Source organism: Curtobacterium sp. PhB115, from assembly GCF_003752025.1.
GTDB lineage: Bacteria > Actinomycetota > Actinomycetes > Actinomycetales > Microbacteriaceae > Curtobacterium.
This window is the reverse complement of the sequence record NZ_RJKR01000005.1, coordinates 612,698-627,328: the sequence shown is the minus strand read 5'-3', so window position 1 is coordinate 627,328 and position 14,631 is coordinate 612,698. Positions and strand designations below refer to the sequence as shown.

11 protein-coding genes are annotated in these 14,631 nt (G+C 71.0%); 6 read left to right on the top strand and 5 right to left on the bottom strand.

The features are described from left to right. The first annotated feature begins 14 nt into the window (after positions 1-14). A complete protein-coding gene (locus tag EDF19_RS03165) occupies positions 15-1,823 on the top strand; it encodes a DEAD/DEAH box helicase (protein WP_123679448.1) in 1,809 nt (602 codons plus the stop codon). Positions 1,824-2,106: 283 nt separating this feature from the next. After that, positions 2,107-3,459: a fibronectin type III domain-containing protein gene (locus EDF19_RS03160; RefSeq protein WP_185022644.1), complete on the top strand. Its 1,353-nt coding sequence runs from the start codon at positions 2,107-2,109 to the stop codon at positions 3,457-3,459. Positions 3,460-3,523: 64 nt separating this feature from the next. Here the strand turns inward: EDF19_RS03160 and EDF19_RS03155 are convergent, their stop codons facing one another. Continuing rightward, positions 3,524-4,450 carry an NAD-dependent epimerase/dehydratase family protein gene (locus EDF19_RS03155; RefSeq protein ID WP_123679446.1) on the bottom strand — a complete coding sequence of 309 codons (927 nt, stop codon included), beginning with the start codon at positions 4,448-4,450 and terminating at the stop codon, positions 3,524-3,526. A gap of 128 nt (positions 4,451-4,578) precedes the next feature. Between EDF19_RS03155 and EDF19_RS03150 the strand changes: the two genes are divergently transcribed. The 4 genes from EDF19_RS03150 to opgC all read left to right on the top strand — a co-directional run bounded on the left by EDF19_RS03150 (position 4,579) and on the right by opgC (position 10,609). After that, positions 4,579-5,439: a TetR/AcrR family transcriptional regulator gene (locus tag EDF19_RS03150; protein ID WP_123679445.1), complete on the top strand. Its 861-nt coding sequence runs from the start codon at positions 4,579-4,581 to the stop codon at positions 5,437-5,439. A 315-nt stretch (positions 5,440-5,754) separates the two neighbouring features. Then, a complete protein-coding gene (locus tag EDF19_RS03145; protein WP_260216960.1) occupies positions 5,755-7,704 on the top strand; it encodes a glycosyltransferase in 1,950 nt (649 codons plus the stop codon). Then, positions 7,701-8,108: an ATP-binding protein gene (locus tag EDF19_RS03140; protein ID WP_185022643.1), complete on the top strand. Its 408-nt coding sequence runs from the start codon at positions 7,701-7,703 to the stop codon at positions 8,106-8,108. The genes EDF19_RS03145 and EDF19_RS03140 overlap by 4 nt, the downstream gene beginning before the upstream one ends. Next, a complete protein-coding gene (opgC, locus tag EDF19_RS03135; protein ID WP_148071017.1) occupies positions 8,105-10,609 on the top strand; it encodes an OpgC domain-containing protein in 2,505 nt (834 codons plus the stop codon). The genes EDF19_RS03140 and opgC overlap by 4 nt, the downstream gene beginning before the upstream one ends. Positions 10,610-10,789: 180 nt before the next feature. Here opgC and EDF19_RS03130 read toward each other — a convergent pair whose 3' ends face one another. From EDF19_RS03130 to EDF19_RS03115, 4 genes are all read right to left on the bottom strand, one after another. Beyond that, positions 10,790-11,887, bottom strand: coding sequence for a Gfo/Idh/MocA family protein (locus tag EDF19_RS03130; protein ID WP_123679915.1), 1,098 nt, complete (start codon positions 11,885-11,887; stop codon positions 10,790-10,792). Between the two features lie 5 nt (positions 11,888-11,892). Continuing rightward, positions 11,893-12,732 carry a ThuA domain-containing protein gene (locus EDF19_RS03125; RefSeq protein WP_260216884.1) on the bottom strand — a complete coding sequence of 280 codons (840 nt, stop codon included), beginning with the start codon at positions 12,730-12,732 and terminating at the stop codon, positions 11,893-11,895. 68 nt (positions 12,733-12,800) lie between these two features. After that, on the bottom strand, positions 12,801-13,673 hold the full coding sequence (locus EDF19_RS03120) for a carbohydrate ABC transporter permease (protein WP_123679442.1): 873 nt from the start codon (positions 13,671-13,673) through the stop codon (positions 12,801-12,803). Continuing rightward, the gene (locus EDF19_RS03115; protein WP_123679441.1) at positions 13,666-14,631 is read right to left on the bottom strand and encodes a carbohydrate ABC transporter permease; all 966 of its coding nucleotides are present in this window, start codon (positions 14,629-14,631) and stop codon (positions 13,666-13,668) included. Before EDF19_RS03115 ends, EDF19_RS03120 begins: the two co-directional genes overlap by 8 nt.

Here is a 14,631-nt window from a genome sequence, read left to right as displayed (position 1 = left end):
GATACCGTTTCCGTATGAGCACGGACACCGCCACCACCACCGAGACCACCGACGAGGGGCCCGTGGTGACCTTCGCCGATCTCGGCCTGAGCGATGCTGTGCTCAAGGCCGTCAAGGACATCGGCTACGAGACCCCTTCCGCCATCCAGGAAGCCACCATCCCCACCCTGCTCGACGGCCGCGACGTCGTCGGCCTCGCACAGACCGGAACCGGCAAGACCGCGGCCTTCGCGCTGCCGATCCTGTCCCGCATGGAGTCCGGCAGCAAGAAGCCGCAGGCCCTCGTGCTGTCCCCGACGCGCGAGCTCGCCCTGCAGGTCTGCGAGGCGTTCGAGCAGTTCGCGTCGCACATGAAGAACGTCCACGTCCTTCCCGTCTACGGCGGCCAGGCGTACGGCGTGCAGCTGTCCGCCCTGCGCCGCGGCGTCGACGTCATCGTCGGCACCCCCGGTCGCATCATGGACCACCTGGCGAAGGGCACGCTCGACCTGTCCGAGCTGAAGTACCTGGTCCTCGACGAGGCCGACGAGATGCTCAAGATGGGCTTCGCCGAGGACGTCGAGACGATCCTCGCCGACACCCCCGACGACAAGCAGGTCGCGCTGTTCTCGGCGACGATGCCCGCCCAGATCCGCCGCATCTCGCAGCAGTACCTGACGGACCCGGCCGAGATCACCGTCAAGACCAAGACGAAGACCGCCGCGAACATCACGCAGCGCTACCTGATGGTCTCGTACCCGCAGAAGGTCGACGCCCTGACCCGCATCCTCGAGGTCGAGGACTTCGAGGGCATGATCATCTTCGTCCGCACCAAGAGCGAGACCGAGACCCTGGCCGAGAAGCTCCGGGCCCGTGGCTACGCCGCAGCCGCCATCAGCGGTGACGTCGCCCAGGCCCAGCGTGAGCGGACCGTCAACCAGCTGAAGTCCGGCAAGCTCGACATCCTGGTCGCCACCGACGTCGCCGCCCGTGGCCTCGACGTCGACCGCATCACCCACGTCGTGAACTACGACATCCCCGTCGACATCGAGTCCTACGTGCACCGCATCGGCCGCACCGGTCGTGCCGGCCGCTCGGGTGACTCGATCAGCTTCGTCACGCCGCGCGAGCGTCGTCTGCTGTCCGCGATCGAGCGTCACACCAAGCAGCCGCTCACGCAGATGCAGCTGCCGACGATCGACGACGTCAACGAGACGCGTCTGACCCGCTTCGACGACGCCATCACCGCGGCGCTCGAGGACCAGGGCCGCATCGCCGCCTTCCGTGACGTCATCGCGCACTACGTCGAGCACCACGACGTCCCCTCGGACGACGTCGCCGCTGCCCTGGCGGTCGTGGCGCAGGGCGACTCGCCGCTGCTCCTGACCGCAGCCGACGACGCACTCCGCACCCAGATGGACCGCGACGCCCGCCGCAGCGAGCGCGACGACCGCGGTGGTCGTGACGACCGCGCACCCCGCAGCGACCGTGGTGGCGACCGCGACCGTGGTCCCCGTCGTTCGCAGCCGATGACCGCGTACCGCATCGAGGTCGGCCGTCGTCACCGCGTCGAGCCGCGCCAGATCGTCGGTGCGCTCGCGAACGAGGGCGGCCTGCGCCGCGACGACTTCGGCGCGATCCGCATCCAGCCGGACTTCTCCATCGTCGAGCTGCCGGCCGACATGGACACGAGCGTGCTGGACCGTCTGACCGACACCCGGATCAGCGGCAAGCTCATCGAGATCAAGCCGGACCGCCGTGGTGGCGGTCGCCGCTACGAGGACCGCGACCGCGCCCCGCGCGGGGACCGCGACGACCGTCCGGAGCGCAAGCCGCGCTACTGACGCTCGCCGCGTCCTGGACGCGACCAGTTCCTGACGGGAGGCACGGTGCCAGCTGGCACCGTCCCTCCAGGCACGGCCGTCGCCCCGCTGGCGCGGTGCGCCGGTACCGGCTGGTGGGGCCCACCTCCCGTCCGTCGTCCGGTCGTCTCCAGTCCCCGCATCCGCAGGCTTGCGGTGCGGGGAACCGCAGATCGGGCCGGATCCGGTTCCCCTCGCGCCCGCGCGGTGCTGTGATACCCGGAGCCGTGACGCAGGGAGCCGCGGAGAAGTCAGGGGAACGACCGTGTACCGAGCACTACTCACCGTCGCAGCAGCGGCGGCGCTCGTCATCGGGGGAGCGGCGCCGGCAACGGCAGCCCCCTCGTCGTCGGTGCCGGGAGCACCGACCTCCGTCAAGGTCAGCGGAGCCTCAGACAGTGCGACCGTCCGCTGGGCGAGCCCCAGGTCCGGGGCGAAGGTCACCGGGTGGAAGGTCGCGGTCAAGCGCACCTGGCACAACGGCCGCCCGCACGTCGACCAGCTGCCGGCCAACGCGCGTTCGGACCGCTTCTCGCACCTGACCGCCGACACCACCTACTCGTTCACCGTGCGCGCCCTCGGCAAGAAGGGCAGCGGCAAGGCCGTGACCGTGCGGTACACCGCGCCCTCCGCACCCGTGACGCCGACCGACCCGGGTGACACGCAGTCGCTCTTCGCCCTCGACGCCGCTGGTGACGTGGTGCGCTTCCCGACCTCGGGCACGGACGCCCCGGTCACGGTCGCCACGGACGGCGCAGGCTTCGCAGCGGACGGCGACGGCGACGTCTACACGCCCTCGGCTGACCTCACCGCGATCCGGGTGCACCCCGCCGACGGTGGCGCGGTCCGCACGGTCGCGACCGGCCTGCACCTGACCGAGGACCTCCGGGCCGACGACGCCGGCAACCTGTACTGGGTGGACTCGGTGACGGGTGCCGTGCAGGAACTCCCGTCGGGTGCGCACACCGCGAAGGTCGCCCTCGACCTCGGAGGCCGCCCGACCGGCGGTGACCAGCGCTTCTGGATCGTCACGCCCGACGGACGGGTCGTCGTGCTCGGCGGCTCCTCGTCCTCGCCGTACGTCAAGGGAACCGGGGTGGCAGCACGCACCATCACCCTGCCCGGCAGCTCCGGCGTGGGCTACCCGGCCGCGGTCCTCGCCGACTCGCACGGCAACGTCTACGTCGACATCCGCTCGCCCGGTGGCGCAGGCTCGTGGGCGTGGTACCAGCTGAAGCCCGGTGCCACGGCACTCACCTCGATCGAGCCCCGACTGGCGTTCGAGTACGGGGCTGCCAACGCCGACGGCTTCTCGCTGCTGCAGTCCGCCGAGTGGTGCACGGCTCCGGCCGAGTACCCGACGAGCCCGACCGGGTGCAAGGTCGACCGGTCGATCCCGGACAAGCGGGTCGTCGGGAGCAACGGGACCTCCACCCGACCGGTCTCCGGACTCACGGCGGGGTCGCGCGGCCCCAACACGGGTGCTGCTGACGCCGACGGCGACGTGTTCGTGAACGTCGACAGCGGTCCGACGACGGGGCTCTGGCGGGTGCCGGCTGCCGGGGGAGCTGCGAAGCAGCTGTCCGCGGCGCAGTACTCGCGGCTGCTCGTCGGCTGAGGCCGGGCGCGGGCGCGGGTGAGAGCCCGCACCCGCGCCGCCGTCCACCCACGGGACGCCCGGGTCAGGCGACGCCCTCGGCCGTCCGGCGGCAGACCTCGTCCCACGGCGTGGGCTCGATCCCGAAGCGCGCCCGGCTCTCCGAGTCGTCGATCACGTACGGCGCCGTCCACTGGTAGGCCATCTGCGCCATCTCCCGCATCATCGGGGACACCAGCCCGAGTGCCCGGAGCGCCCCGGCGGGCAGACGGCGCACGGTGACGGGCGGCTTCCCCGCCGAGGCGAGCACCTCGGTCAACGCCTGCTGCTGCGACCGGGGCGGGTTGCTCGGCACCATCCACGTCCGACCGTGCGCCGTCTCGTCGTCGGCAGCGGCGACGAGGGTCCTCGCGACGTCGAGCACGTCGGTGAAGGTGTGCGGCAGGTCCGTCCGGCCGATCATCGTGACGGCCTTCCCGCGCAGCGCCGCCGGGAGGACCCGGGTGACGTGCCCGTTCTCGCCGATCCCGGGGCCGACGTAGTCCGAGGCGCGGACCTCGACGGCGCGGAGCCGACCGGCCTCGTGCGCGGACCGGGCGTCGGCCCAGAGTCGCGCGCGGAGGATGCCCTTGTGGTCGGTCGCGGCATCAGGGGTCCCGGGGTGCATCGGGCCCTCGACGGGGCCGTACGGGTACAGGTTGCCGGTGATGGCGTAGACGGCACCGGTCCGCTCGGCTGCCGTGAGCAGCGAGGCCGCGAGCGGCGGCCAGGTCGCCTCCCACTGCGTGTAGTCGCCCGGGTTCGCGCAGTTGTAGAGCGCGGCAGCGCCCTCGCTCACCCGGGTGAGTGCGTCGGGATCGGAGGCGTCGAGCGCGACGTGACCCACTGCCTCCAGGCCGGTGTCCCGACCCGAGCGGGTGGCGACCGTGACCCGTTCACCGCGCCCGGCCAGGACTGCTGCGACGTGGCGGCCCACCGGGCCGGCGCCGATGACGACGTGGTGCTGCGACATGGTTCCCTGCTTTCCTCGGAGTGTTCCGAGAGCACTGCTCTCGGAACTCAGCATGCGCTGGTCGGCGCGAAAGTGCAAGAGCACTGCTCTCGATTGTGTGCAGTGCTCTCGCGTGGCAGGCTGGCGGCATGGCACAGACGGCACGCGCACTCGCCCGGCAGACGGTCACGGCAGACATCCTCGCGGCGGCGCGTGCACGGCTGACCGAGGAGGGTCCGAGTCAGCTCAGCCTCCGCGCCGTCGCCCGTGACGTCGGCATGGTCTCCTCGGCGGTGTACCGCTACTTCCCGAGCCGCGACGACCTGCTCACCGCCCTGCTCATCGCGGACTACGACGAACTCGGCCGAGCGGTGGAGGACGCGGACACCGACGCCGGACCAGAACCGGGTGCACGGTGGGTCGCGGTCTGCCGGGCGATCCGGACGTGGTCGGTGGCGCACCCGGGCGACTTCGCCCTGCTGTACGGCTCGCCCGTGCCCGGCTACGCCGCCCCGCGCGAGACGGTCGAGCCCGCGACGCGGACGACGTTCGCGCTCGTGCGCGTGGTGGCGGACGCGTGCGCGGTCACGTGCGCGGGCGCGTGCGCGGACGCGTGCGCGGTCGCGTCGGACGACGGATCGGACGGGAGGCCCGGATCGCCCTCCGCGGGCACGCCCGGCCCGGCTGCGGTCGCGTCCACGGCGCCGGCGGTCGCGTCCGGCGCGCAGTCGGTCGCATCTGGCGGGCAGTCGGTCGCGCCCGGCGGGCAGTCGGTCGCGTCCGGTGGGGCTGCCGCCGTCGCGGCTGCCGTCTCGACGCTCGCCGAGCTCGGCATCGTGCTGCCCGACGAGGTCGTCGTCCGCACGCTGATGGCCTGGTCCACGGTCTTCGGCACGATCTCGTTCGAGCTCTTCGGTCACTTCGTCGGATCGGTGTCGGACCCCGCGGCCTACTTCGACCAGGTGATCGCGCGACTCGCCGACGACCTCGGGTTCACCGCAGTCCTCTGACCGCACTGCTCTCCCCAGATCGGGTGTGCCGCCTGACAGACCCCCGGCCGCTGCGGTAGACAGGTCCCTACGCCGAGGTCGTGCCCGACGACCGCAGGCGGACGGACGGTCCGGTGGCGCACGTCGCCGACGGCCGGACGGAACCACATCCCGGGCGCGCGCCGTGTCCGGGGGACCGGCGGATCAGGAGGCACGCTTGCGACGCAGCACGTTCGGCGACGCCGCGGACGGGGCGACCCGGTGACCGCGATCGACGTCAGCAGGCAGGACCGCCGTCGCCTGACCACCGGGACCTCGCGGCGCCGACTCGTCACCGTGCGGACCGTCGCGCTCCTCGCCTCGCTCGCCGGGGTGAACTACGTGGTGTGGCGGTGGGCCGCCTCGGTGAACTGGCACTCGTGGTGGATCGCGGTGCCGCTGATCCTCGCCGAGACCTACAGCGTCATCGACTCCCTGCTCTTCGCGATCGGCGCCTGGCGTCTGCGGGAGCGCGGGGAGCCCCCGACCAAGCCGTCCACCGACGTCACCGTCGACGTCTTCATCACGACCTACAACGAACCCGTCGACCTCGTCGTCCGCACCGCCCGGGCGGCGAAGGCCATCGCGCACCCGCACGAGACCTGGATCCTCGACGACGGCAACCGGCCGGAGATGCGCGCGGCCGCCGAGTCGCTCGGCATCGGGGTCATCACGCGCGGCGCGGACTGGGTCGACCGCCCCCGGCACGCCAAGGCGGGGAACCTCAACAACGCGCTGCTGGCGACGCAGGGCGAGTTCCTGCTCATCCTCGACGCCGACCAGGTGCCGGACCCGGCGATCCTCGACCGCACGCTCGGCTACTTCAAGGACCCCCGGATGGCGCTCGTGCAGACGCCGCAGTGGTTCGAGAACGTGCCCGATGCCGACCTCCTGGGCAGCCAGGCGCCGCTGTTCTACGGTCCGATCCAGCAGTCGAAGGACGGCTGGAACGCGGCGTTCTTCTGCGGGTCGAACGCGATCCTCCGGCGCGAGGCACTCATGCAGCTCGGCATCTCGCGGTACGTGGTCGAGGTCGAGGCATCGGTGCAGCGCACCATCACGACCTCCCGCAAACTGCTGGCCCGAGCGCGCGAGACCGAGACGGACCCGCGCGTGCTCGGCGCCCTGGACGAAGCCGAGGCCGTCGTCGACCGTGCCCGCGACCAGGTGCGCGCCGGCGAACCGCTCGGCGACGTCACGTACGCGTTCCAGCGCGGGATCGACGCGATCTCGTACCGGTTCGCCGCCGCCGACCTCGAGTCGGTGCGGAACGACCTGCAGGAACTCGCGGCGATGTCGACCGACGCCAACACCTTCGCCGGTCTCGACGACGCCGCACTCGACGTGCTCGGGCGCCGCGACGCCTCACCCGTCGCGGCCATCGAGTCGATCGCGGTCCTCGCCCGTGCGCTCGACGTCAACCGCGACGACGAGGCCCAGCCGATCATGCCGCTGGCGACGATCTCGGTGACCGAGGACATGGCCACCGCGATGCGCCTGCACGGGCTCGGCTGGAAGTCCGCGTACCACGACGAGATCCTGGCGAAGGGCCTGGCGCCGGAGGACCTGCCGACGATGCTCGTGCAGCGTCTCCGCTGGGCGCAGGGCACGATGCAGGTCTTCTTCCGCGAGAACCCGCTCGTGCAGAAGGGCCTGTCGTGGGGGCAGCGGCTCATGTACTTCTCCACGATGTGGAGCTACCTGTCCGGCTTCGCGGCGATCGTCTACATCGCCGCGCCGGTGCTCTGCCTGTCGTTCGGCGTCGTGCCGGTCCAGGCGTACAGCGTCGACTTCTTCGCCAGGCTCATCCCGTTCCTCGTGCTCAACCAGCTGCTGTTCTGGGTGGTGGCAGCAGGCAGACCGACGTGGCGCGGCCAGCAGTACTCGCTCGCCCTGTTCCCGGTCTGGATCGAGTCGGTGACGAGTGCGTTCGAGAACGTCTTCCGGGGCAAGCCGCTCGGGTTCCGCGTGACACCGAAGGTCCGCGACGAGACCGAGCAGAAGCCGCGGTGGGACCTCGTGAAGCCGCAGCTCATCGCGATGGGAGCCCTGGTGGCGGCGCTGATCCTGATCGGGATCCGGTACCTCACCGGGCAGGCGTCGGGGATCGCACCGCTCGTGAACACCGCGTGGGTGGTCTTCGACCTCTTCATCTTCAGCATCGTCATCCGCGCCGTCCGCTACCGGGGACCGAGCGGTGGCATCCAGTCCGAACACGAGTCGAGCACCGCCGGAGGACCACTGTGAACCCCACCACGTTCGAGGTCGCCGCGACGGCCGCCTCCCTCGACGAGGTCCAGGACCGCTTCGGCGCGTGGTGGGACGCGCTCGGCATCGACGACGTCCGGCTGCGGTTCTCGCTCGAGACCGCGCTGGCCGAGGTCGCCGCGAACATCGTCGAGCACACCACGCGCGCCGACCAGGCGACCGGTCGGCGGTACACCGTGCACCTCGAAGCGACCGAGCGTTCCCTGACCGCGGAGCTCACCGACAACGGGCTGCCGGTGGACATCGACCTCGCCGCCGTGACGATGGCCGACGTCGAGCAGGAGAGCGGCCGCGGCCTGGCGCTCGCCATCGCAGCACTCGACCGCCTCGAACACCGACACGAGCACGGGCACAACGTGTGGACGCTGGCGTGCGACCGGTGAGACTGCAGGCCGCCCGCGCGGTCGCCGTCCTCGTCACCATCGCGACGCTCCTGCTCGGTGGCGCGCTGCCGGCGTCCGCCGTGACGGTCCACACCGCCGCGGCAGAGGAGCCCGCGTCGGGCTCGAGGTGGTTCGGCCCCGACCTGGACTGGGGCGCCGACGCGCCCGCCGGCTACGAGGGGCGGCTCGGCGCGACGCCGTCGATGTACGGCGTCGAGGTCGACTACCCGCTCGACCGACCCGCGCGCAAGGAGCTCCTCCGCGCGACGCGGGCCGCGGCGACCCAGGGTGCGGTCCTCGTCGTCAGCCTCGAACCCGGGCAGTCGCTCCGGTCGCTCGACGCCGCCGACGCCCGGGCCGCGAACACCGTGTTCGAGGAGATCCGCGACCAGTACGGCACGCAGGTCCTCGTCCGGTTCGCCCCGCAGATGAACGGCACGTGGGTGCGCTGGGGGCAGCAGCCGACGCAGTTCGTCCGGGCGTTCAGAGCCCTCGCGACGGCCGTGCACGGCGGCGACTCGGACGCCCTCATGGTGTGGTCCCCGTCGTACGGCGCCGGGTACCCGTTCGGCGAGTCGGCCGGGCGTCTGGCCGACCTCTCCGCGACCGACGTCGCGAAGCTCGACACCAACGGCGACGGTGCGCTCACCGCGGCCGACGACCCCTACGAGCCGTACTGGCCCGGAGAGTCCGCCGTCGACTGGGTCGGCCTGTCGATGTACTACTTCGGCAAGGGCAAGGCGACCGAGGCCGCCGGCCGCGACGTCCCGCTGACCCGCAACGACGTCCCCGCGTCCGGCGAGGTCGAGGCCCGGTTCGACGAGACCTGGGGCTACGACCAGCAGCAGACCGACAGCTTCTACGACCGGTTCGCGCTGCAGGGTGACCGGTCGATGCTGCTCGACACCGGCGCGCTGTACGACCACACCCGTCGTGGCGACGCCGAACTGCTGGTGAAGCAGGGCTGGTGGCGGCAGGTCATCGCCGCCGTGCAGGACCGGCCACTCATCCGCGGGGTCACCTTCCTCGAGACGAACCGCCGGGAACCCGAGGCCGGCAACCGCGTCGCCGACTGGCGGGACACCGCGGTGCCGGGCATCGCCGGGTCGTTCCGCACCGACCTCGACCGTGCCGGCGACTTCACCTTCGGACCGGTCACCGAGCGGGTCACGACGCAGCAGGGCAACGCCGCGACCGATCAGCAGTACGACACCGGCGGCGACCAGATGGCGTGGATCGTCTGGGTCGCGGTCGGACTCGCGATCGTGTTCCTGCTGAGCGGGCTGGTCGGGCGGCTGCTGCCGAGCTGGCGGTACCCCGACGACGGCAAGCCCGGGCGCGACCTGCGGCTCGACCTGTTCCGCGGCTTCATCATCCTGGCCGTGGTGATCACCCACATCGAGATCGGCGGCCCGTACTCGTACATCACGCTGCACGCGGTCGGGGCCATCACGGGCGCGGAGATGTTCGTGTTCCTGTCCGGCATGGTCCTCGGCATGACGTACCCGTTCGCCATCAAGAAGTTCGGCGAGTGGGTGGCGGCGGTCGGAGCGTGGAAGCGTGCGCGCAAGCAGTACCTCGTCACGCTCGGGGTGATCGCGGTGGTCTTCGCGATGAGCTTCATCCCGTTCCTGAACACCGACGCCATCACGACCTTCACCGACCGCGGCACCGGCACCGGCGGCGTGGGGGCCGAGGGCCGCGTCTACGACCTCTACCCGAACGCGATGCAGCTGTTGGCCTACCCGCCGCCCTGGTACGCGATCCGACAGTTCCTGCTGCTCGAGATGGGGCCGTGGCCGTTCAACATCATGGGGCTCTTCGTGGTGCTGAGCCTGTTCATCCCCGCGTTCCTCTGGGTGATCCGTCGCGGGTACTGGTGGGCGCTGCTCGTCGTGAGCTGGGCGCTGTACGTGTTCCAGGCGCTGCACCCGGACTTCCGGCCGCTCAACTCGCAGTTCGAGGCCGTGTTCCCCCTGCTCACCTGGCAGGTCGTGTTCACCCACGGTCTCGTGCTCGGGTACTACCGCCGGCAGATCATCGGTTCGTTGACCGGGCGGCTCGGCAAGGTGCTCGTCGGTGTGGGGATCGGCGGGTACGCGGCGTTCCTGGTCTACGTCTGGGCGGCGAACCACTTCGGGTTCGCCCCGGTGCCGTTCCCGGCGACGATGTACGACGACCTCTACAACACCGCCTACCAGCGCGTGGACCTGCAGTGGGGCCGACTGGTCGACATCGCGTTCTTCGCGATCGTCTCGTACGCGATCCTCACGGTGTTCTGGAAGCCGATCGCGACGGTGATCGGCTGGCTGTGGATCCCGATCGGGCAGGCGAGCCTCTACGTCTTCGTCTGGCAGGTGTTCTTCGCCCTGGCCATCGCGTCGATCCCCGGCGTCGACTGGGCCAACGGCTGGATCGGCTTCGCGACCCACACGGCGCTCATCCTGCTCGTCTGGTACATGATCCGGAAGAAGTTCCTCTTCTCGATCATCCCGCGCTGACCGCCGACGGCGCGCCACGTGCCACGTGCCACGTGCCACCCCCCCCGCCGACGCTTCGTGAGCAGAAATGGTCGGGTCCCGTTGTGGGACCCGACCATTCCTGCTCACGAAGTGCGGGTTCGAGACGCGAGGCGAGCGGACGGGAGGCGCGGTGCGGGCCCGACCCGCGCCTCCCGTCCCTCAGTGCGCGGCCGCGGCCGACGCCCCCAGCGCGTCCCGGACGGACCCCCACGACGCGAGCCGGTCGCGGACCGCTTCGTCCCGCTCGACCGCGAGGGCCTCTGCGTGCGCCTGCTCGAGGACCTCGTCGATCACGATGCGACGGCCGCTCCTGGTCGACGCGATCGCGGCGTCGACCATGGTCAGGCTCATCACGTTGCCGTGGACCTCGCCGTCCGGGACCTCGCCCGAGCGCACGGCGCGGACGAACGAGGCGAGCGCGCCCGCGATCTCGTGCCCGACGCTCGGTGCGTTCCCCGGTGCTCCGACCGTGCCGTCGAGGTCGCTCCACGGAGCGGTGTCGCCGTCCCAGAGCGCGGTGCCCCCGGCACCGGAGGCGCGCCAGTCCCCGTTCCACGACGTCTCGGCGCCGGGCGCGCACCAGGAGCCGTCGTAGACGTAGCGGACGTCGCCCTCGAAGGTGAAGACCGCCGCAGCGGCCGCGTCGCCGCGGTACCAGGACCAGGACGGGTTCCACGACTCGCAGTACACCGACACCGGGTCGCGTTCGAGCACGTACCGGGCGGAGTCGAACGCGTGGATCGCCATGTCGAGCAGCAGGACGTCGTCCATCTCCTCGCGGAAACCGCCGAAGTGCGGGGCCTTGGCGAACCGGGTGCTCAGGCCGCCGACGTCGCCGAGGAGTCGGACGTGCTCGCGGAAGGCGACGAGGTGGTCGTTGTACCGACGTGACTGGGAGACCATGAACAGCTTGCCGGTGGCCTCGGCCGCGGCGGCGAGCGACAGGGCCTCGGCCACGGTCTGGGCCGCCGGCTTCTCACCGAGCACCGGGAGACCGGCACGGAGCGCCTCGAGGGTGACCGGGTGGTGCGCGACGGGGACCGTGATGTCGAGCACGGCCTCGGCGCCGGTCCCGGCCGCGAGTGCGGTGAGGTCGGTGCCGACCGGGATCGTCGGGTCGCCGGCGTGCGCGGCACCGGCCCGTGCGGCGTCGAGGTCGAGGTCGACGATGCCGACGAGCTCCACGTCAGGGTCGGCGGCGACGGTGCCGAGCCAGGCGCGGCCCATCCCGCCGGCGCCGACCTGGACGACGCGCAACGCGCTCACGCGCGGGCCGCTTCGTCGACGCGCTGGTCGACTTCGTCGACGGGCTGGTCGACCGGCTCGTCGACGGGTGCGTCGTCGAACGGGCCGCGGTAGTGCTGGCCGTCGAGGTACTCGCCGAGCTCGAACCGGCGGAGCGTCGGGAGCTCCCGCTCGCGCTCCGGCCGCGCCCACTCGGTCGCGTTCGCGATCACCCGGCGGACGTCCTCGTGGTGGTACACCGGGAAGTCCTGGTCGCCGGGGGAGAAGTAGAAGATCTTCCCGAGGCCGCGGCGGTAGGTCATGCCGCTCCGGAACACCTCGCCGCCGGTGAACCCCGAGATGAACACGAGCTCGTCGGGGGTCGGCACGTCGAAGTACTCGCCGTACATCTCCTGCTCGGGGATCACGATCGGGTTCGGGACGCCGCGCGTGATCGGGTGCTGCGGGTTCACGGTCCAGACGAGCTCCTGATCGTGCTCGCTGCGCCACCGGAGCGTGCAGGTGGTGCCCATCAGCTTGCCGAAGATCTTCGACCAGTGGCCGGAGTGCAGGACCACGAGGCCCATGCCGGAGAGGACGTGCTTGTGCACCCGGTCCACGACGGCGTCGTCGACGTCGGCGTGCGCGGCGTGCCCCCACCAGGTGAGGACGTCGGTGTCCGCCAGGACCTCGTCGGTCAGACCGTGCTCGGGCTGCTGCATGGTGGCCGTCCGGACGACGGCGTCCGGGAGGTTCTCGCGGATCCCGTCGGCGATGGCGCCGTGCATGCCGTCGGGGTAGCGCTCTGCGACGTGCTGCTCGACCTGCTCGTGGACGTTCTCGCCCCAGACGGTGATGCGGAGCGGGGTGGTGGTCATGATGTGTGCCCTTCCGGGGTCGTTCGTGGGACGCGGGTCGTGCGACCCGAGGCTGGCCGGTGACCCGGTCACTTGACTGCGCCGCCGGTGGCTCCGGCTGCGATGAACTTCTGCGCCACGAGCAGCAGCACGATGGCGGGGATCGACGCCATCACCGCGGCCGCCATGACGGTCGACCAGTCGGCGGTGAAGGTGCCGATGTAGTTGTAGATGCCGAGCGTGATCGGCCGGACGTCACCGGTGGTGGTGAGGGTCAGCGCGAACAGGAAGTCGCTCCAGGTGAACAGGAACGTGAAGAGCCCGGCGGTGATCAGGGCGTTGGCGCTGATCGGGACGACGACCGAGCGGAACGCCCGGAAGTTGCCGGCACCGTCCACCTTGGCGGCCTCGATGATCGACGGGGGGATGTTCTGCATGAACGCCCGCATGATGAGGATCGCGAAGGGCACACCGGCGGTGGAGTCGGCGAGGATCAGCCCGGGGATCGTGTTGAGCAACCCGAGGTCGTTGTACGCGGCGTACAGCGCGTTGGCGACGACGATGCCGGGGATCATCTGCGAGATGAGGATGCCGAACAGCACCGCCCCGACGCCCTTCACCTTGAACTGCGCGAGCGCGTAGGACGCCGGCGTCGCGATGAGCAGGCTCACCACGACACTGCCGAGTGCGATCGCGAGGCTGGTCAGGAGCGCCCCACCCTGGTCGGCGATGGCCTGCGCGTAGCCGTTCAGCTGCGCGTGCACCGGGAACCAGGCGGCCTCGATGGCGGGGCCGGCCGGCTGGAGCGAGATGTTGATCATCCAGTAGACGGGGAACAGCATCACGGCGAGGATCAGGATCCCGATGCCGGAGAGCACCCACTGCTTCGCGCTGGTGGGCCGGACGGGTCGTCGGGCGCCGCGGGTGACGACCGCGCGGGTCCGGAGGGCGCTGTCAGTCATCGACGGCCTTCCTGTTGAGACGGAGGTAGACGATCGCGAACAGTGCCGAGATCACGATGAGGATGTTGCTCAGCGCGGCGCCCTGTCCGAAGTCGAACTGCTTGAAGGACAGGTCGTACGACTGCGTCGCGATGGTCTGGGTGGCGTTCGCCGGACCACCGTTCGTCAGGCCGAGGATGATGTCCAGGACCTTGATCGTGTAGACGACCCCGAGCACGAGCGTGACGCTCACGACGGGGCGGAGCATCGGCCAGGTGATCGCCCAGAACGCCTTCCACCCGGTGGCACCGTCGAGCGCCGCGGCCTCGTACAGCTCGGTCGGGATGTCCTGCAGACCGCCGTAGAGGATCGTCGTGTTGAACGGGATGCCGATCCAGATGTTCACCGCGATGACGGTGATGAGCGCCACCGCCGGGCTGGTCAGCCACGGGACGGACCCGGCGCCGAACAGGTGCAGGAACTGGTTCACGACGCCGGAGTCCTGGTCGAGCATCCACTTCCAGACCGCACTCGAGACGATGAGCGGCAGGAGCCACGGCAGCAGGAGCAGGGAACGGAGCAGTCCGGAGAGCGGGAAGTTCCGCCGGAAGAACAGCGCGAGCAGCAGCCCGATGACGAACTGCCCGACGATCGACCCGATCGTGAACAGCGCGGTGTTGAGCAGCGCCGGCCCGAACAGCTGCGACGAGACGACCGAGGCGTAGTTCGCGAACCCGACCCACGGAGCCTCGCCCGTGTAGAAGGTCGAGGTCGTGTACGCCTGGAAGCTCATCACGATGTTCTTGACCACGGGGTAGCCGAAGAACAGCAGCAGGAACAGGACGGCGGGCAGCAGGAACAGCAGCTGCGCGAGCCGCTGGAAGCGCAGGCTGCGGCCCGGGCGGGGCCGCCGGGACGGAGGAGGAGCTCCGTCGCCGGCGGCCCGCCGTGGGGCGACGGGGGTCGCGGTGGCAGTCAT